Genomic DNA, 23,720 nt, shown 5'->3' with positions numbered 1-23,720 from the left:
CATCCGTCAGTGATGGGGCTGCCACATGCGGCCATCGGAGTCGGTCTGCCGCCCTTGGCGCCGCTATACTTTGCCATTGCGGCCGGCCCTTGCCATGAACTATCGCCACGCCTTCCACGCCGGCAACCATGCCGACGTCCTCAAGCACCTGGTGCTGTACGCCCTGCTCGAGGCGCTGCGGGTGAAACCCGCGCCGTTCGCCTTCGTCGACACCCACGCCGGCAGCGGGCTTTATGCCCTCACCGGCGCGGAAGCCGAGCGCACCGGCGAGTGGCGCGAAGGCATCGGCCGTCTGCTGCATACCGATCCCGGCGCGCAGGGCGAGCTCGTCACCCTGCCGCCGTTGCTGCGGCGCTGGCTGGACGCCGTGCTCGCCCTGCCCGGCAATGCCCACGGACTCAAGTGCTATCCCGGTTCGCCCTTGCTGGCCGCGGGCCTGCTGCGCGAGTCCGACAGCGCGCAGCTGTGCGAATTGCAGGCGGAGGAAGCTGCCAGGCTGCACGCGCTGTTCCGCGACGAGCCGCGCGTGCACGTGCACCGGCGCGACGGCTACGAGGCGCTGAAGGCCCTGCTGCCGCCGAAGGAAAAACGCGGCCTGGTGCTGATCGACCCGCCCTACGAGGCACAGGAGGACGAATACCGCCGCATCGAGCAGGCGCTCGCCTCGGCGCTCGTCCGTTGGCCGGGCGGCATCTATGCGGTGTGGTATCCGATCAAGCAGCGCAGCCAGGTCCAGCCTTTTCTGCGCTGGGCGCGGGACACCAACGCCAAGCGCGTGCTGCGCGCGGAACTGCTGGTCCGTCCGGCCGATTCGCCGCTGCGGCTGAACGGCTCGGGCGTCTTGGTGTTCAACCCGCCCTGGCGGCTGGACGACACCCTGCGCGAACCGCTGCGCGCCCTGGCGCGGCGTCTCGCGCCGACGGCTCCGGCGCCCGGCTGGACGCTGGACTGGCTGGCGACCGAAGCCGCCGACTGAAGCGGCCGGCGCGACGAACGTCGCGATCGCCCCTGCCGTGTCAGCAAAGTCCAAGCCCGCTCGCCACGCAGCGGCCCCGGATGCGTTCCACCATGACGTACGGCGGCCCATCTCGCCTTCCACGACGGCGATGCCACAGGGCAGGCCGCTGCATGGTGTAGCGTAATCCAGTCGTGTCCATGCCTATCCCGAGGAACTCCGCATCATGCGCCTTGCCGCCCGCCTTGCACTCATCGCGCTGTCCGCTCTCGCACTGGCCGCCTGCGCACCGGCGCCGATCTACCAGCCCGCGCCCGGCACCTTGACGGCGCTGCCCTACCAGGTGGCGCAGACGCCGGAGCGCTATGCCGGCGGCGCGGTGATCTGGGGCGGCCGGGTGGTCAAGGTCGACAATCTCGCCGACCACAGCGAAATCGAGATCCTCGCCTATCCGCTGGACAAATCGCAGCGCCCCAAGCGCAACGACAGCGGTGCCGGGCGTTTCATCGCGGTCATGCGCGGCTACGTGGAGCCGCTCGACTACCCGCCCGGCGCGTTGATCACCGTCAACGGCCGCCTCGCCGGCAGCCGGGCGGGCAAGGTCGGCGAGGCTTCCTACGTGTTCCCGCTGGTCGAGGTGGCGCAGTCGCACGTGTGGACCGAGCGTGAACTGGGCCAGGGCGGCTCGAACGTGCATGTCGGCGTCGGGGTCGGCGTCATCCGCTGACGCCCGTTACACGCCAGCCGCGTACAAGCCCCGCTTCCCGTTCGACGGAACCCACACATGTCCGGTCACGCCAACTCGCTCAAGGCGATCTTTTTCGCGCTCGGCGCCAACTTCGCCATCTTCGTCAGCAAGCTCGCCGCCGCGATCGTCACCGGCTCCGGCGCGATGCTGGCCGAGGCGGTGCACTCGCTGGCCGACTGCGGCAACCAGGGCTTGCTGCTGCTCGGCCTGCGCCAGGCCGAGCGGCCACCCTCGGAGGAGTTTCCGCTCGGCTGGGGACGTGCGCTGTACTTCTGGTCGTTCCTGGTCGCGATCCTGCTGTTCACCGTCGGCGGCATGTTTTCGATCTACGAGGGCGTGCACAAGCTGTCCCATCCCGAGCCGCTGAAATGGCCTTGGCTCGCGCTCGGCGTGCTGGTGTTCGGCATCGTCGCGGAAGGTTTCTCCATGCACGGCTGCCTCCGGGAAGTGAACAAGGTCCGTGGGCAGCAGAGCCTGTGGCGCTGGTTCCGCACCACCCGTTCGAGCGAACTGCTGGTGATCTTCGGCGAAGATCTGGCCGCCCTGCTCGGCCTCACGCTGGCCGCGCTCGCGGTGGCCGCCACCATGGCCACCGGCGAGCTCATCTACGATGCGCTCGGCACCATCGCCATCGGTATCCTGCTGGTGGCCGTGGCGGTCGCGGTGGCCAACGAGGTCAAGTCGCTGTTGATCGGCCAGGCGATGGAGCCGGCCCGCCGTGCCGAACTCGACGCCTTCTTGCGCGCCCGGCCCGAGATTGCCGAACTGCTCAACCTCATCACCCTGCAGATGGGGCCGGACGTGATGGTGGCGGTGAAGGCACGGATGGCGCCAGCCGGCGACGAATTGGCGCTGATCCGGGCGATCAACACCGTCGAGGCGGCGATGAGGGCGCAGTTTCCCGAGGTGCGCTGGAGCTTCTTCGAACCCGACGTGAGCGACTGAGGCCGAGGCGGCCGCGGGCTCCGCGCAGTCCGACGCTCCCAGCCCTGCGGCATCTTTCCGCACCGCGGCAAAACGCCATGCGAAAAAGCGTATCCATGCGTTAAACAATGGAAAATATGCCATCTTGAATGATGCTGCAGCGCACACAATACGTTAAAGTATGGACATGAACGCTGCTGCCATCGATCTAGCCGGTCCCGGTCGTCACGGCATCCTGCCGCCCCCCAGCCGGGAACGCTTCAACACGCCTCCCGCCGCCCCCGAGCCACGGCCGGGCGAGCGTGTCTTCACCCACGACGGCCGGCCTTTGTGGTTGCGGCCGATCGATCCGGGCGACGTCGCCGCCATGCGCCGCTGTTTCAAGCGCCTGTCGCCGGAGGAGATCCGCCGGCGTTTCCTGCATGCCATGGCCGAGCTGCCCGAACCCATGGCGCAACGCCTGTGCCGCATCGATCCGGCGCGTGAAACCGCCTTCGTGCTGATGGACGACACGACCGACCCGCAGGAGATGCGCGGGGTCGGCCGCATTTACGTGGACGAGACCACGCACGGCGCCGAGTTCTCCGTGCTGGTGGAGCACGACTGGGCCCGCAAGGGACTGGGCGCGCTGCTGATGCGCCGGCTGGTCGAGGACTGCCGGCGCCGTGGCCTGGACGAGATCTGGGGCTACGTGCTCTTGGAAAATCGCCCCATGCTGCACCTGTGCAAGGAACTGGGCTTCACCCGGCGCTTCTGTCCGGACGAGCCGGGCGTGATCCAGCTCGCCCTGCTGCTGTAAGCCCGCTTCCCGCGCGCTCGCTGCCCGCCGGCTGCCACGCGCTAAACTCGTCCGCTTTGACCTGCCCCGAGGTCGCGACGGCCAGCCGCCGACGCGGCCTTTTTCCGCTTTCGCCTTCCATCCGATGCCTGATCCGATCGTCCATCCGCCGCTGCCCACTTCCGCCAAACACCGCCGCTACTGGACGCCGCCGCACGGCTCCTCGCGCGCCCTGTTGCTGGCCGAGGCCGCGCGCGTGCACCAGGGATTGCTGGTCGCGGTGAGCCGCGACGCCCAGCGGGCGAGCGCGCTGGAGGAGGAATTGCGCCTGTTCGCCGGCGACCTGCCGGTGCTGCATTTCCCCGACTGGGAAACGCTGCCCTACGACGTGTTCAGCCCGCACCCGGAAATCGTTTCCCAGCGCATCGCCACGCTCTATCGCCTGCCGACGGTGACGCGCGGCGTGCTGGTGGTGCCGGTGGCCACGCTGATGCAAAGGCTCGCGCCGCGCAGCCACATCACCAGCGGCCTGGTGGTCAGGCGTGGCCAGCGCATGGACCTGGCGACCGAGCGCCGCCGGCTGGAGGCGGCCGGTTACCGCAACGTGCCGCAGGTCGGTGATCCGGGCGAATACGCCGTGCGCGGCGCGCTGATCGACATCTTTCCGATGGGCGCGGCCGAGCCCTACCGCATCGAGCTGTTCGACGACGAGGTCGACTCGATCCGGAGCTTCGACCCGGAAAGCCAGCGCTCACAGCATCCGGTCGACGCGGTGGAACTGCTGCCCGGGCGCGAATTCCCGCTCACCGAGGAGGCGGTGCGCGACTTCCGCAACCGCCTGCGCGAGCGCTTCCCGATCGACGTGCGCCGCTGCCCGCTCTATCAGGACATGAAGGAAGGCGTGACGCCGGGCGGCATCGAGTACTACCTGCCGCTGTTCTTCGACGAGCCCCGCCAGGACGGACACGACGCGGCGTCCGACCCGCACGCCCACGGCACCGCGACGCTGTTCGATTACCTCGCCGAGGATGCGCTGTTCGTCCTCGGCGAAGGGGCGCTGGAGGCCGCCGAGCAGTTCTGGGCCCAGACCGGCGAGCGCTATGCGCAGCGCGCCCACGACATCGAGCGTCCGGTGCTGCCGCCGGCCGAGCTCTATCTGCCGCCCGAACGCCTGCGCGAACAACTCAACCGCAAGCCGCGGGTGGAGATCGTCGCCGCAGGCCACCCGCATGCGCTCGATACCGGCACCGAGGCCGCGCCGGAACTGCCGCTCAACCGCAAGGGCGAGGCCGCCGGTGCTTCACTGCGCCGTTTTCTGACCGACTATGCCGGCCGCGTGCTGATCGCCGCCGATTCGGCCGGCCGTCGCGAGGCGCTGCTCGAAACCCTGGCCGAAGCCGGATTGAAACCGGCCGCGGTCGAGCACTGGGCGGCGTTCCTGGCCGGCGACGCACCGCTCGCCATCACCGTCGCCCCGCTGGAGCAGGGCTTCGCCCTGCGCCGACCCGCGCTCACCGTGCTCACCGAACGCGAGCTCTACGGCGAGCGCGTGCGTACCGAGCGGCGGCGCCGGCGCGGCGCGGCGCGTGATCCGGAAGCGGTCATCCGCGATCTGACCGAGCTTTCCATCGGTGCGCCCATCGTCCACGTCGACCACGGCGTGGGCCGCTACCAGGGCCTGGTGACGATGGAGCTCGGCGGCATGGAAGGCGAGTTCCTGGTCATCGAATACGCCAAGGGCGACAAGCTCTACGTGCCGGTGGCGCAGCTCGGCCTGGTCAGCCGCTATTCGGGCACCGCGCCGGAACTGGCGCCGCTGCACTCACTCGGCGGCGACGCCTGGGAACGCGCGCGACGCAAGGCGGCGGAAAAGGCCCGCGACGTCGCCGCCGAATTGCTTGCCATCTACGCCCAGCGCGAGGCGCGCGGCGGTCAGGCACTGGCGATCGACCGCCCGCTGGTCGAGGCCTTCGGCGCCGGTTTTCCGTTCGAGGAAACCCCCGACCAGCAGCAGGCCATCGACGCCGTGCTGGCGGATCTTGCCGCGCCGCGCGCGATGGACCGGGTGATCTGCGGCGACGTCGGCTTCGGCAAGACCGAGGTCGCCCTGCGCGCCGCCTTCGCCGTCGCCACCGCCGGCAAGCAGGTGGCCGTGCTGGTGCCGACCACCCTGCTCGCCCAGCAGCATTACCGCACCTTCGCCGACCGCTTCGCCGACTGGCCGGTGAAGGTGGACGTGCTCTCGCGCTTCAAGTCGACCAAGGAAGTGAACGACGCGCTCAAGCGCCTGGCCGCCGGCGACATCGACGTCATCATCGGCACCCACAAGCTCTTGCAGCCGGAGGTCAAGTTCAAGGATCTGGGCCTGGTCATCGTGGACGAGGAACAGCGTTTCGGCGTGCGCCAGAAGGAACAACTGAAGAAACTGCGCGCCGAGGTGGACCTGCTCACCATGACCGCGACGCCGATCCCGCGCACGCTCAACATGGCCATGGGCGGCCTGCGCGACCTCTCGCTGATCACCACGCCGCCCGCGCACCGCATGGCCGTGCGCACCTTCATCTCGACCTGGGAACCGGCGCTGATCCGCGAGGCCTTCCAGCGCGAGCTCGCCCGCGGCGGCCAGGTGTATTTCCTGCACAACGAGGTCGACTCGATCGAGCGCACCGCGCGCGAACTGGGCGAACTCATCCCCGAGGCGCGCATCGGCATCGCCCACGGCCAGATGCCCGAACGCGAGCTCGAACGCGTGATGGCCGACTTCCACCGCCAGCGCTTCAACGTGCTGGTGTGCACCACCATCATCGAGACCGGCATCGACATCCCGACCGCCAACACCATCATCATCGACCGCGCCGACCGTTTCGGTCTGGCCCAATTGCACCAGTTGCGCGGACGCGTGGGCCGCTCGCACCATCGCGCCTATGCGTACCTGATCGTGCCCGACCGCAAGGCGATGACCGCCGACGCGGAAAAACGCCTGGAGGCCATCGCCTCGCTGGAGGAACTGGGCGCCGGCTTCACCCTCGCCACCCATGACCTCGAAATCCGCGGCGCCGGCGAACTGCTGGGCGATGAGCAATCCGGGCAGATCCAGGAGATCGGTTTCGGCCTCTACACCGAGCTGCTGGATCGCGCCGTGCGCGCGCTCAAGAGCGGCAAGGTGCCCGATTTCGACCTTTCCAGCGAACACGAAACCGAGGTGGAACTGCACCTGCCGGCCCTGATTCCGGACGATTACCTGCCCGACGTGCACACGCGCCTGACCCTGTACAAGCGCATCGCCAGCGCGCGCGACGGGGAAGCCCTGCGCGAACTGCAGGTGGAAATGATCGACCGCTTCGGCCTGCTGCCCGAACCGACCAAGACCCTGTTCGCGGTCGCCGCGCTGAAACTCGCCGCCACGCCGCTCGGCATCCGCAAACTCGATTTCGGTCCCAACGGCGGGCGCATCACCTTCCGCGAAAAACCCGACATCGACCCGATGGCGATCATCCGGCTGATCCAGAGCCAGCCACGCGTCTACAAACTGGACGGCCAGGACAAACTGCGCATCACCCTCGACCTGCCCGGCGCCGCCGAACGCCTGCGTGCGGCGCAGGACGTGCTGGTGCAACTCGGCGCGCGCCGGCCCCTCTGAATCCTTGGGTTCCATTCGAGCACCGACCGCCATGTGGCCCTACGTCCTCAAGGTTTTGATCACCGCCGTGGTGGTCGTCGCGGTGTCCGAGCTCGGCAAGCGCAGCCCGCTGTGGGGCGCGGTGCTGGCCTCGCTGCCGCTGACTTCGCTGCTGGCTTTCATCTGGCTGTACGCCGGCACCGGCAGCACGAAGGAGGTGGCCGCGCTGGCGCAGGGCATCTTCTGGATGGTGCTGGCCACCCTGCCCCTGTTCGTGCTGCTGCCGGTGTTGCTGCGCCACCGCGTCGCGTTCTGGCCGGCGCTGGTGGCGTCCTGCCTGGTGATGCTGGGCGCGTACTTCGCCCTGGTCCGGGTACTCGCCAGGTTCGGCGTCCGTCTCTAGCCCGGCGCGCCGGGCGCTCAGGCCGGTGACTGATCGTCCACCGCGACGAAACCGCCGGTCTGGCGCCGCCACAGCCGCGCGTACAGGCCGTCGCGGGCCAGTAGCTCCGCGTGCGTGCCGCTTTCCACGATGCGGCCCCTGTCCATCACCACCAGCCGGTCCATGCGCGCGATGGTAGACAGCCGATGGGCGATGGCGATCACCGTCTTGCCCTGCATCAGCACGTCCAGGCTGTCCTGGATCGCCGCCTCGGCCTCCGAGTCCAGCGCGCTGGTGGCCTCGTCCAGCACCAGGATCGGCGCGTCCTTGAGCAAGACGCGGGCGATCGCGATGCGCTGGCGCTGGCCGCCGGAGAGCTTCACGCCGCGCTCGCCGACTAGGGCGTCGAAACCGGTACGCCCCTCGCCGTCGACCAGCTGCGGAATGAACTCGTCGGCACGCGCCTTGCGCACGGCCTCGAGCAGCGCCGCCTCGCTGGCGTCGGGACGGCCGTAGAGGATGTTGTCGCGGATCGAGCGGTGCAGCAGCGAGGTGTCCTGGGTGACCACGCCGATCTGCGAACGCAGGCTGTCCTGCGTCACCCGCGCGATGTCCTGGCCGTCGATCAGGATGCGCCCGCCTTCGAGGTCGTACAGGCGCAGCAGCACGTTGACCAGCGTGGTCTTGCCCGCGCCGGAGGGGCCGACCAGGCCGATCTTCTCGCCAGGACGCACGTGCAGGTCGAGCCCGGCGATCACGCCGCGAGGTTGGGATGCCGGAAGGGCGCCTTCCTGCGCGGTGCCGGCCCGTCGCGTCCGGCGCCCGTCCGGGCCCGGCTCCGACGGGTCGGGAACGGCAACTTCGAGTGCCCGCTCCGCGCCAGGCGCGCCGGCATCGCCAACCCGCGGCATGAGGCGACCGTAGTGGAAGTGGATGCCCTCGAAGCGCACGTCGCCGCGGGTCACCACCAGCGGCACGGCGTCGGGGCGATCCTGCACCGTGCGCGGGCGCGCGATGGTGGTCAGGCCGTCCTGTACGGTGCCCACGTTCTCGAAGATGCCGTTGACCACCCACATGATCCAGCCGGACATGTTGTTGATGCGGATCACCAGGCCGGTGGCAAGCGCGATCGCGCCCACCGTCACCCGGCCCTGGCTCCACAGCCACAGCGCCAGGCCCGAGGTGCCGACGATCAGAAAGCCGTTGAGGGTGGTGATGGTCACGTCCATCGCGGTGGTCATGCGCGTCATCCGGCGCGTCTTGTCCACCTGCTCGCCCATGGCCTCGGCCACGTAGGCCTCCTCGCGGCGGGTGTGCGCGAACAGCTTGAGGGTGAGGATGTTGCTGTAACCGTCGACGATGCGGCCCATCAGCTTCGAGCGCGCCTCCGAGGCCTGCCAGGAACGCGCCTTGGTGCGCGGAATGAAATACACCAGCGTGGCGACGTAGGCGACGATCCATGCCAGCAGCGGCAGCGCCAGCCAGCCGTCGGCGTGGGCGAACATCACGATCGCGCTGCCGGTGTAGATCAGCACGTACCAGATCGCATCGACGATCTGCACCGCCGATTCACGCAGCGACGCGCCGGTCTGCATGATGCGGTTGGCGATGCGCCCGGCATAGTCGTTCTGGAAGAAGCCCAGGCTCTGGCGGATCACGTAGCGGTGGTTCTGCCAGCGGATGCGGCCGGTCAGGCTGGGCACGATGGCCTGGTTGACCAAAAGATCGTGCAGACCGTTGAGCAGCGGCCGCGCCACCAAGGCGACCAGCGCCATCCACAGCAACACGCGCCCATGCTCGCGGAAGAACGCGGCACCGGGCACGCCATGCGTCATGTCCACGATGGAACCGATGAAGCCGAACAGCGACACCTCCACCACCGCCACGCCGAAGCCGACCACCAGCGTGGCAGCGAGCACCGGCCACACCTGGCGCAGATAGAACAGGTAGAACCGTCCGACCGAAGCCGGCGGCATGGCGTCGACCGGCTCCTTGAAAGCGTCGATCAGGGATTCGAACCAGCGGAAGATCATCGAGCCATCCGGGGAAAGGGCGGCACACGGCAGCCCGGACCGGTCTACATGCGGACGCCGGTCGACCCATGCAATGGCTCGGCCTCGAAGCACCCGGCGGAACTATGGGGCTGCCACGGTGCCGCACGATCTGCGGGGCGGCCCCATTGCGCTGGACGCAACCGGCGCATCCATATCCCGTCCACTACCGGACATGCGCCGGCGGGGTGGCCAGCCAGGGCGCAGACCGATGGACAAACGGCAAGCCCAAGCCGCCGCACGGGCCTTGCTGGAGCCTGCCATCCAAAGACGCGAAGCCCGGGCCCGGGCTCAGAGACGTGCCGTCCTGGCGCAAAAGCAGGCGCGCGACACGGCCGTGAGACGCAAGATCGCGCTCTCCACGCTGGCAGGAGGCGCCATCGGCCTCGCCGTGGCGCACGTTTACCGGCATGCCCCTGGCGCACGAGGCCTGGATGGGATGCGTGCTCGGCGTGCTGATCGGCCGATGGGTGGCCCAATGACGGTAAAGCCCGGCTGCGTGGAACATCGCCCTGATCGGCTTGAGGCGCGCGGTTTCTGTTAGTTTTGCAGACCGCAACCTGCCGCCGTCGGAGTCCCGCATGTTCGATCGCGTCCTGATCGCCAACCGCGGCGAAATCGCCTGTCGGGTGATCCGCAGCTGCCGGCGGCTGGGCATCCGCACCATCGCGGTGTATTCGCAGGCCGACCGCGATGCGCAGCACGTGCGTCTGGCCGACGAGGCGTGGCCGATCGGCGGGCCGCGTCCGGCCGAATCGTACCTGCGCGCGGACGTCATCCTCGACGTGGCCCGGCGAAGCGGCGCGCAGGCGATCCATCCCGGCTACGGTTTCCTTTCCGAGAACGCCGCCTTCGCGCGTGCCTGCGCGGAGGCCGGCATCGCCTTCATCGGCCCCAAGCCCGAGAGCATCGAGGCGATGGGCTCCAAGGCCGCGGCCAAGGCGCTGATGGAAAGCCACGGCGTGCCGCTGGTGCCGGGCTATCACGGCGAGCGCCAGGACGCCGAGTTCCTCGCCGACGCGGCGCGGCGGATCGGTTTTCCGCTGATGATCAAGGCCGCGGCCGGCGGCGGCGGCAAGGGCATGCGCATCGTGCGCGGTGCGGGCGACTTCGCCGACGCGCTGGCCGCCGCGCAGCGCGAGGCGCAGTCCTCCTTCGGCGATGCGCGGGTGATCCTGGAGCGCTATGTCGAGCATCCGCGCCACATCGAGTTCCAGGTGTTCGGCGACCATCATGGCCACGTCATCCACCTGAACGAGCGCGAATGCTCGGCGCAGCGGCGCTATCAGAAAGTGCTGGAAGAGACGCCCTCGCCGTTCCTCGACCAGGCGCGCCGCGCCGCGATGGGCCAGGCCGCGGTGGCCGCGGCGAAGGCGGTCGATTACGTCGGCGCCGGCACGGTGGAGTTCATCGTCGCGCCGGACGGCGCGTTCTTCTTCATGGAGATGAACACGCGCCTGCAGGTCGAGCATCCGGTCACCGAGATGACGCTGGGGCTGGACCTCGTCGAATGGCAGCTGCGCGTGGCCGCCGGCGAGCCCTTGCCGCTCGCCCAGGAAGCGATCCGCGCGCGCGGCCATGCCATCGAGGTGCGCCTGTACGCCGAGGATCCGGAGCAGAACTTCCTGCCCGGCTCCGGCCGTCTGCAGCGCTTGGATCTGCCCGCGCCGTCGCCGCACGTGCGCATCGACGCTGGCGTGGCCGAAGGCGACACGGTGACGATCTTCTACGATCCGATGATCGCCAAGCTGATCGTGTGGGACGAAAGCCGCGCGCTGGCGCTGGCGCGGCTGCGCGAGGCGCTGGCCGAGTGCGAGATCGCCGGGCCCAAATCCAACGTCGCTTTCCTGGAACGCCTGATCCGCCACCCGGTGGTGGTCGAAGGCCGCATCGACACCGGTTATCTCGATCGGCACCTGGAGGAGTTCCTCGCCGGCGACACGCCGCCGCCGGCGCCGGTGTTGTTCGCCGCCGCCACCGCCGCGCTGCTGCGCGAGGAGGCCGACGCGCAGGCCGACCCGGCCGATCCGCATTCGCCGTGGGCGCGTGCCGACGCCTGGCGCATGGGCCACGCCGGCCGGCGCGTCATCGCGCTGGCGCTGGGCGGTGCACGGCATACGGTCGAGGCCAGCGGGCATGACGGCGACTACGCCATGCAGCACGACGACATCGCCTGCCAGGTGCGCGGCGCGCGCCTCGACGGCCGCGTGCTCGGCGCACGCTTCGACGACGAGGCGTTGCGACTGCCCGCGCGGGCGGACGCGCAGCATGTGCGGCTGCACGACATCGACGGCCGGCGCTGGACGTTCGATCGCGTCGCCGCGTTCACCTGGACGGCGGGCGACGACACCCGCGCCAACGACGTGCGGGCCCCGATGCCCGGCCGCGTCGTGCTGGTGCGGGTGACCCCCGGCGAGACGGTGCGCGCGGGCCAGGAGCTCATGGTGATGGAGGCGATGAAGATGGAGCTCTCGCTCAAGGCGCCGCGCGACGGCACGGTGGAACGCGTGGCCGCCGCGGCCGGCGATTTCGTCGAGGCCGATACGGTGCTGCTCGCCCTCGCCGCCGAGTCCTGAAAACCCGAGCGACCACCCGCGCCGCCTGCCAAATCGAGCCATCACCATGCCTGCAACCCAACCCGCCACCGACCACGTGCGCATCGTCGAGGTCGCCCCGCGCGACGGCCTGCAGAACGAGAAGACCCTGCTGCCCACGGCGACCAAGATCGAGCTCATCGAGCGGCTGGCCGATACCGGCCTCAAGGCCATCGAGGCGACCAGCTTCGTCAGCCCCAAATGGGTGCCGCAGATGGCCGACGCGGCGGAGGTCTATGCCGGCATCCGCAAGGTGCCCGGCGTGAGCTATCCGGTGCTGGTGCCCAACCTCACCGGCTACGAGCGCGCGCGCAGCGTCGGCGTCACCGAGATCGCGGTGTTCACCGCCGCCAGCGAGGCATTCAGCCGCAAGAACATCAATGCCTCGATCGACGAGTCCATCGAGCGCTTCGAGCCGGTGATCGAACGCGCGCGCGTCGACGGCGTGAAGGTGCGCGGCTACGTCTCCACCGTGCTCGGCTGCCCCTATCAGGGCGAGGTGCCGGTCGCCGACGTGGTGCGCGTGGCCGCGCGGCTGCATGCGCTCGGCTGCTACGAGGTCTCGCTCGGCGACACCATCGGCGTCGGCACGCCGGCCAAGGCGCGCGCGATGCTGCGCGCGGTGGCCAAGGAAGTGCCGATGAGCGCGCTCGCGGTGCACTTCCACGACACCTACGGCCAGGCGCTGGCCAACATCCTCGCCTGCCTGGAAGAAGGCGTGCGCACGGTCGACAGCGCGGTGTCCGGCACCGGCGGCTGCCCGTATGCCCAGGGCGCCAGCGGCAACGTCGCCACCGAGGACGTGGTCTACATGCTGCACGGCATGGGCCTGCACACCGGCGTCGATCTCGACCGGCTGGTCGCCGTCGGCGCCTGGCTCGCCGCCCGGCTCGGCCGCGAAACCGCCAGCCGCGTCACCCGCGCGCGCACGGCGGCCTGACCGATGCGCCCGTCACGACATACGGCGACGAAACGCCGGAAATGGGCATGGCCGGTCTGCCTGTGGCTCTGGCTGCTCGGTCTGAGCCTGCCGGCGCCGGCGCAGGAGCTCGCGACCGAAACGCCCGGCGACGTGCTGTTGCTGCCCGCGCGGATATGGACCGGCGAAGGCGACGCCGTGCACGAGGGCTGGGCGGTGCGGGTACACGAGGGCGTGATCGTCGCGGTCGGGCCGCGCGCCGCCGTCGATGCGCCGCCTGGCGTGCGCCGCATCGAGCTTCCCGGCGCGACGCTCACGCCCGGGCTCATCGATCTGCATGCGCACCTCTTTTTGCATCCATACGATGAGACCCCGTGGAACGACCAGGTGCTCACCGAGGCGCAGGACTACCGCACGCTGGAGGCCGCCGCACACGCAAGGGCCACGCTGCGCGCCGGTTTCACCACGCTGCGCGATCTCGGCACCGAAGGCGCGGGCTTTGCCGACGTGGCGGTCAAGCACGCGATCGAGCAAGGCTTGATCCCCGGCCCGCGGCTCTTCGTCGCCACCCGCGCCATCGTCGCCACCGCCAGCTATGGACCCGGCCCGCGCGGTTTCCGTCCGGATCTCGCGCTGCCCGGCGGCGCGCAGGAAGTGAGCGGTGTCGACCAGGCGATGGCGGCGGTACGCGAACAGGCTGCGCGCGGCGCCGACTGGATCAAGCTCTATGCCGATTACCGGGTCGGTCCGGACGGGGCCACCGTCCCGACCTTCACCGCCGCGGAGCTCAAGGCCATCGTCGAGACCGCGCACCTGCTCGGCCGGCCGGTCGCCGCACATGCGGCCAGCGATGCGGGCGTGCGCATGGCGGCCGAGGCGGGCGTGGACAGCATCGAGCACGGCTACGGCGCGAGCGCGGCGACCTTCCGGCTGCTTGCGCAAAAGGGCATCGCCTATCAGCCGACACTGACGGCGGTGATCGCCACCGAGACCTACTTTCATCACTACCGGCCCGGCATCGATCCGCCGACACCGCGCATCGAGGAAGCCATGCACGCCCTTGAGCGCGCGCTTGCCGCCCACGTCACCGTCGGCAACGGCAGCGACGTGGGCGTGTTCGCACACGGCGACAACTGGCGCGAGCCGGCGGCGATGGTGGCCGCCGGGATGACGCCGGTGCAGGCCCTGCATGCGGCCACCGATGTCGCCGCACGCATCCTGCGTCAACAAGACCGTTTCGGCCGCATCGCGCCCGGCCTACGCGCCGACCTCGCCGCCTTCGCCGGCATGCCGGACCGGCACATCGAGGCGCTGGCCCGGCCGTTGCTGGTGATGAAAGACGGCACCCTCTTCCGCACCCCTGCCCAGCCATGACGACACCCTTCCAGATCCGTCCGATCGCACCGGGCGACGACGCCGCCGTCGCCGCCATCATCCGCCGCGTGATGCCCGAATTCGGCGCCGACGGCCCCGGCTTTGCGCTGCACGATGCCGAGGTCGATGCGATGTGCGCGGCCTATCGCCGCCCGCGGCACGCCTACTTCGTGGTGACGCTCGAAGGTCGCGTGGCCGGCGGCGGCGGCGTCGCCCCGCTCGCAGGCGGCGAGGACGACCTCTGCGAGCTGCGCAAGATGTACTTCCTGCCCGAGGCGCGCGGCATCGGCGCCGGCTCGGCATTGCTCGAGCGCTGCATGGAGGCGGCCCGCGGCCTCGGCTTCCGTCGCATGTATCTGGAAACGCTCACCGGCATGGACGCCGCGCAGGCGCTCTACCGCCGCCACGGTTTTACCGAGCTTGCCGCCCCGCTCGGCGGCACCGGGCACTTCAGTTGCGACCGCTATTACCTGCGCGCACTCTGATCACCCCACCCACGCTTTCGCCGCCCCCACCGGCCTCCGCCACGATGCCTTCTCCCCCGCTGCTGCAATTTGCGATCGACGACCCGGCCGCGCCGGACCTGGTGCCGCTCATCGACCAACTGGGTCGGCGCGACGGCCTGTCCCAGAGCGGCCGTGCCGGGAACACCCTGCTCGCCGAGCTCACCCGACCGGGCGTCACCTTTCTCACCGCCCGGGTCGATGGCGTGCCGATCGCCTGCGGCGCCTGCGCCGCGCATCCGGGTTATGTCGAACTCAAGCACATGTACGTGCTGCCGGCCTGCCGTGGGCTCGGGCTGGGCAAGCAGCTGCTGGAAGCGCTGGAGCGCGAGATCCGCAAAAACGGCGGCGACACCGTGCGCCTGGAAACCAGTGCCACCGAAGGCCCGGCGATCGAGCTCTACGAACGCGCAGGCTACCGGCGCTGCCCGCCGTTCGGATCTCTGCGCGGCGTGTGCATGGAAAAGCACCTGGCATGATCCGCACCGCCACGCCCGGCGATGCGCCGGCGATGCTGGCCATCTATGCGCCGCACGTCGCCCACGGCGCCGCCACCTTCGAGACGGAGGTCCCGAGCCTGACGGCGATGCGCGAAAGGATCGAAACCCGGATGCGCCATTATCCCTGGCTGGTCTGGGAGGAGTCCGGGCAAGTGCTGGCCTACGCCTACGCCGGACGCTTTCGCGAACGCGCCGCCTACGACTGGATCACCGAGACCTCGATCTACGTCGATCCCGCCGCGCAACGCCGCGGCATCGCCCGCCGGCTCTATGGCGCGCTCTTCGACGTCCTGCATCGGCAGGGCTTCACCCAGGCCATGGGTGTCATCACCCTGCCCGGCGCGGCGAGCGTGGCACTGCACGAGGCGCTCGACTTCGTGCCGGCCGGCCGCTGGCGCGACGCCGGCTACAAACTCGGGCGCTGGTGGGACGTGGGCGTGTGGCAGAAGACACTCGCGCCCTCCACGACGCCGCCGGCGGCGCCCGTGCCGTTCGCCGATCTGCGGAAAGCAGTCTGAAATCCGCCCCGCCCGCGGGGAACTAATGCGTCAATATGTCGATGATGACGCCGGTCGCCAGCGCCACCAGCAAATAATCGCCGTTGTCACTGCGGATCCAGGCGCATCCGTGTGGCGGCTCGCGCAGATGGGCATGGCGCCAGTCGACCACGATGTAGCGCCGGTCGAGGTATTCCCGCGGCACGTGGCCGCCGCGCTTGTACCACCCCTCGTGCCGGCCGCGGTCATGCATGCCCGGCGGTGGTGGGCCGCGTCCGTGGTCACCCGGACCGCCACGATCATGGTCCACGTGCCCGTGCCCGCGGCCCTGGGCATTGGCCACCTCGATGTCCGGCAGCAGCAGGGGTGGCGCGGCAAACCCAAGCAAAGCCATCGCGAAAACGGCAGGCATGCGCATGGTTTTTCTCCCGGTGTGGAAACCGTCGCGGCGCATCCGCACCGCTACAATGATCGATCCAACCCTTCGAATGCAGAGAGTGAACTCCATGGAGCTTGCACAGGTCAAGGCGGTGATCACCGGCGGCGCGTCCGGCCTCGGCCATGCGGTGGCACAGCATCTGGTCACGCACGGCGCGAAGGTGGCGCTGTTCGACGTCAACGAGGACAAAGGCGGACACGCGGCCGCTGCGCTCGGCAGCAGCGCGCGTTTCTTCCGTACCGATGTCACCAGCGAGGACGGCGTCGCCGCCAACGTGGCCGCCGCGCGCGAATGGATGGACGGGCTCAACGTGGTGGTCAACTGCGCCGGCATCATCGGCGCCGGCCGTGTGCTCGGCAGGGACGGCCCGATGCCGCTCGGCACCTTCAGCACCACGGTGATGGTGAATCTGGTCGGCAGCTTCAACGTGGCCAAGGCCGGCGCGGCGCTGATGCAGCACAACGCGCCCGGCGAGGACGGCGAGCGCGGCGTCATCGTCAACACGGCGAGCGTGGCCGCCTACGAAGGCCAGATCGGCCAGGCCGCGTATTCGGCGTCGAAGGGCGGCGTGGTCGGCATGACCTTGCCGATGGCACGCGAGCTGGCGCGCTTTGGCATCCGCGTGGCGACCATCGCGCCGGGCATCTTCTGGACGCCGATGGTCGACGGCATGCCGCCGCAGGTGCAGGAGTCACTCGCCGCCTCGATCCCGTTTCCTGCGCGGCTGGGCCGGCCGGAGGAATTCGCGCACACGGTCGCCTTCATCCTGACCAACCGCTACGTCAACGGCGAGACCATCCGCCTGGACGGCGCGGTGCGGCTGCAGCCCAAGTAAACCGAAGGGCCGCGCTCCTGGTTGCCGCAACGCCTGCTTTTCCACTCCCATCCCTTACCTTCGAAAAATATGAAAGCTTCCGAAGTCAAGAAAGGCCACGTGGTCGAACACGAAGGCACCGTGTACCAGGTGCGCGACATCGAGCGCAGCGCGCCCACCGCACGCGGCGGCAATGTCACCTTCCGCTTCACGCTGTATGCCATCCCCGGCGGGCGCAAGCTCGACCTGAGCCTGCGTGCGGACGATGAACTCAAGGAGATGGAGCTGATCCGCCGGGCGGCTCATTTCTCCTACAAGGACGGCGATGCCTACGTGTTCATGGATGCCGAGGACTACACCCAATACCTGCTCGGCCCGGAAATCGTGGGCGACAGCGCGGGCTACATCGTCGAGGGCCTGGATGGCTATTACGTGCAGCTGATCGACGACGCCCCGGTCGGATTGCAGGTCCCCACCAGCGTGGCACTGACCGTGGTCGACACCGCGCCGGAATTGAAAGGCGCGAGCGCCACCAAGCGCACCAAGCCGGCCCGCCTCGACACCGGCATCGAGATCCAGGTGCCCGAATACATCGGCAACGGCGATCGCGTGTGGGTGAACACGCTGAGCGGCGAGTTCGCCGGCCGCGCCTGAAAGCAACGGCATTGGCCGGACCGCCTCATACGCAGGCGGCAGAAGGCAACCGCTCGGCGATGGGTGGTTGCGACGCAGCCCCTCTCTCTGTCAAGCGGCAATGGTGCAACGGCATCACCGGCAATCAGTCGCCCGACAGGCAGGCTCGGGCACAATGGCCACTTGCCACCACTGCCCGGACAGCGGGACATGCCGGTCGACGGCCATTCGCTGCATGCGAATCTCTTCGCATCCCTGATCCGCATCAAGCGGCCGGACGTGCCGCTGTGGGTGGTGGTGCGCAATACCTTGGCCGTGGTGCTGCCGCTCGCCATCGGCCTGGCCACCGGCCACGTGGCGGCGGGACTGGGCATCAGCGCCGGCGCGCTGGACACCATGTTCTCCGACCAGCCCGGCCCCTATCGCCAGCGGGTCTGGCAACTGGCGCTGGCCTCGCTGGCGGCGGGTTTGGCGGCGCTGCTTGGTTTCCTGATCGGCGACCGCCTGCTGCCGATGCTCATCGCCACCGCCGCCTGTGGCTTCTTCGGCGGCCTCCTGGTGGTGTTCGGCACCGATCTCGCCCGCGTCGGCATGACCAGCATGATCCTGCTGGTGGTCACCGCGGCCACGCCGAGGCACTCCGTCGCCGACGCCCTCGGTGCCGCGGCGCTGATCTTCGCCGGCGGCCTGCTGCTGATGGCTTTCTCCATTGCCGCCTGGCCGCTGCAACGCTACCGGCCGGAACGGCATGCCCTGGCTTTGGTCTATCGCGGGCTGGCGAGCCTTGCGCGCCAGGGACCCGGCGCAAGCGACGAGGCACCGGCGCTGTCGGAGGCCATGAACACGCTGCAGCACACCCTGCTCGGCCGCCATCACGCCCACGGCCGGGCGATGGAAGCCTTCGGCGTGCTGCTGGAGCTGGCCGAACGGATGCGCCTCGAACTCATCGCGCTGGCCGAATTGCCCGCTGTGGGCGGTATTGAACCGGTCAAACAACAGGCCGCCCTGGTGCTGGAAGCCATCGCCGACGCGCTGGAGCTGGGCAGTCCGCCCGAACAGGCCGAACGCGCGCTGGCGCGCCTCACGGCGGCCGTGCGCGAACGCCTTCCCGGCAACGATGGCGCAGCCATGCATGTCGATGCCCTGGTCGGACAGCTCGCCGCGGCGGTGCGCAACGCCAATTGGGCCGGCAGCCGCGGCGAACAGCGCGCGGCGGCGGTCGAACTCACCCTGCCGGCAGCGCTGCGCGGCGGCTCGGTGCTGGACACCCTGCGCGCCAGCCTGACGCCGCGCGCGGTGGCCTTTCGTCATGCGGTACGCAGTGCGCTGTGCCTGAGCGCCGCGTTGTGGATCTCACGCACGCTCGCCCTGCCGCACGGCTACTGGCTGCCGATGACCGCGGCCATCGTGCTCCGGCCCGATTTCGGCGCCACCTTCAGTTTCGGTCTGTTGCGCGTGGTCGGCACCGTGCTGGGGCTGGTGCTGACCACCGTCCTGCTGCATGTCTTCCCGACCAACCCCTGGGCGCACCTGGCCTTGCTCGCGGTGCTGTGCATGGCCTTTCGCTATCTCGCCAACGCCCATTACGGCATCGCCGTCGCCGCGCTCACCGGCCTGGTGGTCATCCTGCTCTCCTTCGGCGGCGTGGATTCGGCCGCCGCAGTCGGCGACCGCGTGGTCAACACCGTGCTCGGCAGCGGGCTTGCCCTGCTCGCCTATCTGCTGTGGCCGACCTGGGAGCGCGGCCGCGCACGCGCGGCACTGGCCGACATGCTCGACGCCTATGCCGATTACCTGAAGGCGCTGGCAGCGCCGGAACAGCGCGCTGCGCATCGCGAAACGCGTACCGCGGCGCGCACCGCGCGCGCCAATGCACAGGCCTCGATCGAGCGCATGCGCGTGGAGCCCGGCACGCCGCTGACCCTGCTGGAGCTGGCCCAGGCGCTGTTCGCCAACGGCAACCGGCTGGCGCGCACGGCGATGGCGCTGGAGGCGTTGCTCGATGCCCATCCGAACCTGCCCGAGCAAGCCGAAGTGAGCGCCTTCGTGCAACGCAGCGCCGATGCCTTGCGCGAGATCGCCGCGGCGCTGCGCGACAACCACACCACCGCGTCCGACTTCGGCCTGCGCGCGCTGCAGCGCAGCCTGGCCACACTGCTGGAGATGGCCGACGAACCCGCCGTGGCCGCGCAACTGGCGCACCTCACCGACCGGCTGGTCGACAACATCGACACCCTGGCGCACGTGGTCGGCCGCAGCCAGCAGACGGTGGTGGCCGGGAAGACGCGTGCGCGGTCTTGATCGCGCGCACCCGTCAACCGTAGACGCCGACATACATCCTCATGAAGTGCGCCGCACCGCCGCTGCCTGGCGCAAGGCCCTGCAGAGGCTATGCTTGCACCGAGCCGCCGCCTGTCGTCACTTAGAACGCGGGCTTTTCCAACACACACGAAGGGGAATTTCATGGACCGGATGCGTCGCCGCCGCGGCATCGGCCTGCAACTATTACTCGGACTTACGCTGGCGACGCCCATCCACGCCGGCGAGGTGAGCATGGCCGGCGGCGCGGTGAGATTCCACACGCCGGATGCGTGGCAGCCGATCCTGGAGACGCAGGGCGATCCGGAAGTGCGCGTGTTCCAGGTGCCGGATCCCTCGCCGACGGCGGGCAATGCGCTGGCGCGGGTCACGGTGACGGTGAAGCAGGTGGCCAATCTGGCCGAGTTCCAGGCTTTCGTCACCGGCGCGCTGCACAAGGCGCAGTCACTGGACGGCTATCGTGCCGGCGCGAACCCGGCACCCAACGACTATGCCTACGAGGCCCGCGAGTACGGGGTCGCCTTCCAGTACCGCGAGCGCTACTGGCTCAAGGACAACCATGCCATCCAGCTGCGCTGCGTGCGTCCGCAGCAGAGCCAGGCCGGCGCTGCCTGGGCGGCGGCTTTTGACCGCGGCTGCGACGACATCGCGGCCGCCCTGCAATGAATCCGCCCTCCGGCTACGAAGCGTCGGCGGCCTTTGCGCAGGCGTGCGATGCCGCCGATCCGCTGCGGGCTTTCCGCGACGAATTCCTGATACCGCCGCACGCAGGGCGCGACAGTCATTACTTCTGCGGCAACTCGCTGGGCCTGCAGCCGCGCGCGGCGCGCGAGGCGATCGCCGCGGAACTCGACTACTGGGCCGAACTCGGCGTGGAAGGCCATTTCCGCGGACGACTGCCCTGGCTCGACTACCACGCCTATCTGCGCGACGACCTCGCCCGGGTGACCGGCGCGCTGCCCACCGAAGTGGTGGCGATGAACACGCTGGGCGTCAACCTGCACCTCATGATGGTGAGCTTCTATCGCCCGACCCGCGAACGTCCCGCGATCCTGATCGAGGCCGGGGCCTTTCCCACCGACCGCTACGCGGTGGAGTCACAGATCCGCTTTCACGGCTTCGATCCGGCCGAGGCGCTGATCGAGCTGGAAGGGGACGGCCCCCACGGCACGCTCTCGCAGTCGGCGATCGAGGCCGCCCTGGATCGCCACGGCGACCGCATCGCGCTGGTGCTGCTGCCCGGTGTGCAGTACCGCACGGGCCAGGCCTTCGATCTGGCGGCCATCACCGCGCTCGCGCACCGGCACGGCTGCAGGATCGGTTTCGACCTCGCCCATGCCGTGGGCAACCTGCCGCTGGCGCTGCACGACAGCGGCGCCGATTTCGCCGTGTGGTGCAGCTACAAGTACTTGAACGGCGGGCCCGGCGCGATCGGTGGCGCCTTCGTGCACGAGCGCCACGCGCAGGCCGAACTGCCGCGTTTCGCCGGCTGGTGGGGTCACGACAAGACCACGCGCTTTCGGATGGGTCCTAAGTTCGTGCCGACGCCCGGCGCCGACGGCTGGCAGTTGTCCAATCCGCCGATCCTGGCGCTGGCGCCGCTGCGCGTGTCGCTGGAGATCTTCCGCCGCGCCGGCATGACGCGATTGCGCGAAAAATCGCTCGCGCTTACCGGCTATCTGGCGTGGCTGGTGCAGCACACGCTCGCGGACGTGCTGGAAGTGGTGACGCCCGTCGATCCGGCGCAGCGCGGCGCGCAGCTCTCGATCCGCGTGCGCGGTGGCCGCGAGCGCGGTCGCGCCCTGTTCGAGCACCTGCTGGCCCACGGCGTGATCGGCGACTGGCGCGAGCCGGACGTCATCCGCATCTCGCCGGCGCCGCTGTACAACCGCTACGCCGACTGCCTGGCCTTCGCGCAGGCCGTGCGCGGATGGTCCCCACTGGCCTGATCCTCGGCGCGCATCGCCGGACGGGCGCATCGCCGGACTCCGGCGACGGGCCTTCAGCCGGCGGGTGTGTTTCCGGCCTGCTGCTCGGCCTCGGCCCTGGCCTGCTGACGCAGCAGGAACCGCTGGATCTTGCCGCTCGGCGTCTTCGGCAGCGCGTCGAGGAACTCGATCTCGCGCGGGTAGGCGTGGGTGGACAACCGCGTGCGCACGTGCTCGGTGAGCGCGGCACGCAGCGCTTCGTCGGCGGCATAGCCCGCGCGCGGCACCACGTAGGCCTTGACGATCTCGGTGCGCTGCGGATCGGGCTTGCCGACCACCGCCGCCTCGGCCACGGCGGGATGCTCCACCAGGCAGCTTTCGACGTCGAACGGGCCGATGCGGTAGCCGGACGAGGTGATCACGTCGTCGTTGCGGCCGACGAAGGCGATCGAGCCGTCGTCGTTGAGTTCCACGGTGTCGCCGGTCAGGTACCAGCCGTCGCGAAAGGCGTCCTGTTCCTGCCCGTGATAGCCGACGAAGAACAATGCCGGCGAACGCGCGACGTCGATCGCCAGCATGCCCGGCTGGCCGGGCGGCAGCGGCCGCAGCGACTCGTCGAGCACGGCGACGGTGAAGCCAGGCGAAGCGAAACCGGCGCTGCCGACGCGCACCGGATGCGCGAGCGCGTGGTGGTTGCACACGGTCATGCCGGTCTCGGTCTGGCCGTAATGATCGTGCAGACGCGTGCCGAGCACGCGCTCGAACCAGCGGATGACTTCCGGATTGAGCGGCTCGCCGGCACTGCTGGCCACGCGCAGCTGGCCGCGCAGGGCGGCGGTCGGAGCATCGCCCGCGGCCATCAGCATGCGGTAGGCGGTCGGCGCGCCGAGCAGGTTGGTCACGCCCAGCCGGCGAATGGTGGCGTAGCACGACTCGACGGTGAAGCCGCCCTCGTGGAAGGTCGTCGCATGGCCCAGCAGCAGCGGGCCGACCACGCCGTAGTAGAGACCGTAGGCCCAGCCCGGATCGGCGATGTTCCACAGCACGTCGTCCTCGCGCAGGTCGACCGCGTGGCGCATGTAGCCCTCGATCGCCGCCACCGCCCGCAAGGGCACGCGCAATTGCTTGGGAAGGCCGGTGGTGCCGGAGGTGAACATCACCAGGAAAGGATCTTCCGGCTGCCGCGGCACCGGCGCGAACCACTCGCCTTGGCGCGCCATCGCGGCCGCGTAATCCTCCATGTCGCCACTACCCACCGTCAGTGTCGGCGGAGCGCCGTTCACCTCGTCCAGCTTGGCGCGCTGCTCGGCCACGGTGACCACCAGCCGGGCGCCGCTGGACGTGAGGCGATGCGCGATCGCCTTCGGCCCGAAGGCGGTGAACAAGGGCTGGTAGGCAGCGCCGACCCGCCAGGTGCCGAGGATCACTTCCAGCAATTCGGGACGCCGCGGCAACAGGCCGGCGACCACGTCACCGGCGCCGATGCCGCGTTCGGCGAGCAGGTTGGCAAACCGCGCCGAACGCCGGTCGAACTCGTCGAAACCCACGTGATGGATGCGCTCGTCGGTGTCGATCCAGGTGAGCGCCTCGCGTCCCTGGCCGACGTAGCGTCCGCAACACAGCTCCCAGGCGTTGAGCGGCCCGGTCGGGGAGACGAACGGCGTGTCGCGCAGATAATCCGCGTAGGCGGGGATGGCAGGCTGCGACATGGGACACCACGCAACGGCTTTCGAGGAAAGCAAT

General features: G+C 69.7%; 20 protein-coding genes. 17 read left to right on the top strand and 3 right to left on the bottom strand.

What is annotated here, in order from left to right; translation table 11 throughout:
• The first annotated feature begins 94 nt into the window (after positions 1 to 94).
• From ALSL_RS06090 to ALSL_RS06065, 6 genes are all read left to right on the top strand, one after another.
• Positions 95 to 976 carry a 23S rRNA (adenine(2030)-N(6))-methyltransferase RlmJ gene (locus ALSL_RS06090; RefSeq protein WP_126537422.1) on the top strand — a complete coding sequence of 294 codons (882 nt, stop codon included), beginning with the start codon at positions 95 to 97 and terminating at the stop codon, positions 974 to 976.
• A gap of 205 nt (positions 977 to 1,181) precedes the next feature.
• Positions 1,182 to 1,682 (top strand): Slp family lipoprotein, encoded by a 501-nt coding sequence (locus ALSL_RS06085; protein ID WP_126537420.1) that lies wholly within the window; start codon positions 1,182 to 1,184, stop codon positions 1,680 to 1,682.
• A 57-nt stretch (positions 1,683 to 1,739) separates the two neighbouring features.
• Positions 1,740 to 2,648, top strand: a complete 909-nt coding sequence (locus ALSL_RS06080; protein ID WP_126537418.1) for a cation diffusion facilitator family transporter — start codon at positions 1,740 to 1,742, stop codon at positions 2,646 to 2,648.
• 160 nt (positions 2,649 to 2,808) lie between these two features.
• Positions 2,809 to 3,426 carry a GNAT family N-acetyltransferase gene (locus ALSL_RS06075; RefSeq protein WP_126537416.1) on the top strand — a complete coding sequence of 206 codons (618 nt, stop codon included), beginning with the start codon at positions 2,809 to 2,811 and terminating at the stop codon, positions 3,424 to 3,426.
• Positions 3,427 to 3,550: 124 nt separating this feature from the next.
• Positions 3,551 to 7,045 (top strand): transcription-repair coupling factor, encoded by a 3,495-nt coding sequence (mfd, locus tag ALSL_RS06070; protein ID WP_126537415.1) that lies wholly within the window; start codon positions 3,551 to 3,553, stop codon positions 7,043 to 7,045.
• Between the two features lie 31 nt (positions 7,046 to 7,076).
• Entirely contained in the window at positions 7,077 to 7,427 is a 351-nt protein-coding gene (locus tag ALSL_RS06065) for a DUF3147 family protein (protein ID WP_126537413.1), read from the top strand.
• A gap of 17 nt (positions 7,428 to 7,444) precedes the next feature.
• Here ALSL_RS06065 and ALSL_RS13720 read toward each other — a convergent pair whose 3' ends face one another.
• Entirely contained in the window at positions 7,445 to 9,439 is a 1,995-nt protein-coding gene (locus ALSL_RS13720; protein ID WP_269433104.1) for an ABC transporter ATP-binding protein, read from the bottom strand.
• 599 nt (positions 9,440 to 10,038) lie between these two features.
• On the opposite strand from ALSL_RS13720, the gene ALSL_RS06050 reads away from it, so the two are divergent.
• From ALSL_RS06050 to ALSL_RS06025, 6 genes are read left to right on the top strand one after another with little or no spacing between them, the layout of a single operon-like run.
• Positions 10,039 to 12,033 (top strand): acetyl/propionyl/methylcrotonyl-CoA carboxylase subunit alpha, encoded by a 1,995-nt coding sequence (locus tag ALSL_RS06050; RefSeq protein WP_126537411.1) that lies wholly within the window; start codon positions 10,039 to 10,041, stop codon positions 12,031 to 12,033.
• A gap of 46 nt (positions 12,034 to 12,079) precedes the next feature.
• The gene (locus tag ALSL_RS06045; protein ID WP_126537410.1) at positions 12,080 to 12,991 is read left to right on the top strand and encodes a hydroxymethylglutaryl-CoA lyase; all 912 of its coding nucleotides are present in this window, start codon (positions 12,080 to 12,082) and stop codon (positions 12,989 to 12,991) included.
• 3 nt (positions 12,992 to 12,994) lie between these two features.
• A complete protein-coding gene (locus tag ALSL_RS06040; protein WP_126537408.1) occupies positions 12,995 to 14,344 on the top strand; it encodes a metal-dependent hydrolase family protein in 1,350 nt (449 codons plus the stop codon).
• Positions 14,341 to 14,829: a GNAT family N-acetyltransferase gene (locus tag ALSL_RS06035; RefSeq protein WP_126537406.1), complete on the top strand. Its 489-nt coding sequence runs from the start codon at positions 14,341 to 14,343 to the stop codon at positions 14,827 to 14,829. Before ALSL_RS06040 ends, ALSL_RS06035 begins: the two co-directional genes overlap by 4 nt.
• A gap of 44 nt (positions 14,830 to 14,873) precedes the next feature.
• Positions 14,874 to 15,326: a GNAT family N-acetyltransferase gene (locus ALSL_RS06030; RefSeq protein WP_126537404.1), complete on the top strand. Its 453-nt coding sequence runs from the start codon at positions 14,874 to 14,876 to the stop codon at positions 15,324 to 15,326.
• Entirely contained in the window at positions 15,323 to 15,865 is a 543-nt protein-coding gene (locus ALSL_RS06025) for a GNAT family N-acetyltransferase (protein WP_126537402.1), read from the top strand. The genes ALSL_RS06030 and ALSL_RS06025 overlap by 4 nt, the downstream gene beginning before the upstream one ends.
• A 22-nt stretch (positions 15,866 to 15,887) precedes the next feature.
• On the opposite strand, the gene ALSL_RS06020 is transcribed toward ALSL_RS06025, so the two are convergent.
• Positions 15,888 to 16,256 (bottom strand): RcnB family protein, encoded by a 369-nt coding sequence (locus tag ALSL_RS06020; RefSeq protein ID WP_231700307.1) that lies wholly within the window; start codon positions 16,254 to 16,256, stop codon positions 15,888 to 15,890.
• A gap of 94 nt (positions 16,257 to 16,350) precedes the next feature.
• Here ALSL_RS06020 and ALSL_RS06015 point away from each other — a divergent pair, with 94 nt between their 5' ends.
• The 5 genes from ALSL_RS06015 (at position 16,351) to kynU (ending at position 21,998) form a co-directional block, all read left to right on the top strand.
• Positions 16,351 to 17,118 carry an SDR family NAD(P)-dependent oxidoreductase gene (locus tag ALSL_RS06015; RefSeq protein ID WP_126537400.1) on the top strand — a complete coding sequence of 256 codons (768 nt, stop codon included), beginning with the start codon at positions 16,351 to 16,353 and terminating at the stop codon, positions 17,116 to 17,118.
• 69 nt (positions 17,119 to 17,187) lie between these two features.
• Positions 17,188 to 17,751 carry an elongation factor P-like protein EfpL gene (efpL, locus tag ALSL_RS06010; RefSeq protein ID WP_126537398.1) on the top strand — a complete coding sequence of 188 codons (564 nt, stop codon included), beginning with the start codon at positions 17,188 to 17,190 and terminating at the stop codon, positions 17,749 to 17,751.
• Positions 17,752 to 17,940: 189 nt separating this feature from the next.
• Positions 17,941 to 20,031: an FUSC family protein gene (locus ALSL_RS06005; protein WP_126537395.1), complete on the top strand. Its 2,091-nt coding sequence runs from the start codon at positions 17,941 to 17,943 to the stop codon at positions 20,029 to 20,031.
• A 162-nt stretch (positions 20,032 to 20,193) separates the two neighbouring features.
• Entirely contained in the window at positions 20,194 to 20,715 is a 522-nt protein-coding gene (locus tag ALSL_RS06000; protein WP_231700306.1) for a hypothetical protein, read from the top strand.
• Positions 20,712 to 21,998 carry a kynureninase gene (gene kynU / locus ALSL_RS05995; RefSeq protein ID WP_126537380.1) on the top strand — a complete coding sequence of 429 codons (1,287 nt, stop codon included), beginning with the start codon at positions 20,712 to 20,714 and terminating at the stop codon, positions 21,996 to 21,998. Before ALSL_RS06000 ends, kynU begins: the two co-directional genes overlap by 4 nt.
• A 53-nt stretch (positions 21,999 to 22,051) precedes the next feature.
• On the opposite strand, the gene ALSL_RS05990 is transcribed toward kynU, so the two are convergent.
• Entirely contained in the window at positions 22,052 to 23,686 is a 1,635-nt protein-coding gene (locus ALSL_RS05990; RefSeq protein WP_126537379.1) for an AMP-binding protein, read from the bottom strand.
• Positions 23,687 to 23,720 lie beyond the last annotated feature (34 nt).

The organism is Aerosticca soli (assembly GCF_003967035.1).
Taxonomy (GTDB): domain Bacteria; phylum Pseudomonadota; class Gammaproteobacteria; order Xanthomonadales; family Rhodanobacteraceae; genus Aerosticca; species Aerosticca soli.
This window is presented reverse-complemented; position numbering and strand designations above follow the sequence as displayed.

Bases quoted from the DNA above. Each gene is read 5' to 3' on its own strand.
- ALSL_RS06065 (WP_126537413.1), top strand. From the start codon at position 7,077: ATGTGGCCCTACGTCCTCAAGGTTTTGATCACCGCCGTGGTGGTCGTC.
- ALSL_RS06035 (WP_126537406.1), top strand. From the start codon at position 14,341: ATGACGACACCCTTCCAGATCCGTCCGATCGCACCGGGCGACGACGCC.
- ALSL_RS06075 (WP_126537416.1), top strand. From the start codon at position 2,809: ATGGACATGAACGCTGCTGCCATCGATCTAGCCGGTCCCGGTCGTCAC.
- ALSL_RS06030 (WP_126537404.1), top strand. From the start codon at position 14,874: ATGCCTTCTCCCCCGCTGCTGCAATTTGCGATCGACGACCCGGCCGCG.
- ALSL_RS06025 (WP_126537402.1), top strand. From the start codon at position 15,323: ATGATCCGCACCGCCACGCCCGGCGATGCGCCGGCGATGCTGGCCATC.
- ALSL_RS06020 (WP_231700307.1), bottom strand. From the start codon at position 16,256: ATGCCTGCCGTTTTCGCGATGGCTTTGCTTGGGTTTGCCGCGCCACCC.
- kynU (WP_126537380.1), top strand. From the start codon at position 20,712: ATGAATCCGCCCTCCGGCTACGAAGCGTCGGCGGCCTTTGCGCAGGCG.
- ALSL_RS06085 (WP_126537420.1), top strand. From the start codon at position 1,182: ATGCGCCTTGCCGCCCGCCTTGCACTCATCGCGCTGTCCGCTCTCGCA.
- ALSL_RS06045 (WP_126537410.1), top strand. From the start codon at position 12,080: ATGCCTGCAACCCAACCCGCCACCGACCACGTGCGCATCGTCGAGGTC.
- ALSL_RS06000 (WP_231700306.1), top strand. From the start codon at position 20,194: ATGGACCGGATGCGTCGCCGCCGCGGCATCGGCCTGCAACTATTACTC.
- mfd (WP_126537415.1), top strand. From the start codon at position 3,551: ATGCCTGATCCGATCGTCCATCCGCCGCTGCCCACTTCCGCCAAACAC.
- ALSL_RS06050 (WP_126537411.1), top strand. From the start codon at position 10,039: ATGTTCGATCGCGTCCTGATCGCCAACCGCGGCGAAATCGCCTGTCGG.
- ALSL_RS13720 (WP_269433104.1), bottom strand. From the start codon at position 9,439: ATGATCTTCCGCTGGTTCGAATCCCTGATCGACGCTTTCAAGGAGCCG.
- ALSL_RS05990 (WP_126537379.1), bottom strand. From the start codon at position 23,686: ATGTCGCAGCCTGCCATCCCCGCCTACGCGGATTATCTGCGCGACACG.
- ALSL_RS06040 (WP_126537408.1), top strand. From the start codon at position 12,995: ATGCGCCCGTCACGACATACGGCGACGAAACGCCGGAAATGGGCATGG.
- ALSL_RS06080 (WP_126537418.1), top strand. From the start codon at position 1,740: ATGTCCGGTCACGCCAACTCGCTCAAGGCGATCTTTTTCGCGCTCGGC.
- ALSL_RS06005 (WP_126537395.1), top strand. From the start codon at position 17,941: ATGCCGGTCGACGGCCATTCGCTGCATGCGAATCTCTTCGCATCCCTG.
- ALSL_RS06015 (WP_126537400.1), top strand. From the start codon at position 16,351: ATGGAGCTTGCACAGGTCAAGGCGGTGATCACCGGCGGCGCGTCCGGC.
- efpL (WP_126537398.1), top strand. From the start codon at position 17,188: ATGAAAGCTTCCGAAGTCAAGAAAGGCCACGTGGTCGAACACGAAGGC.
- ALSL_RS06090 (WP_126537422.1), top strand. From the start codon at position 95: ATGAACTATCGCCACGCCTTCCACGCCGGCAACCATGCCGACGTCCTC.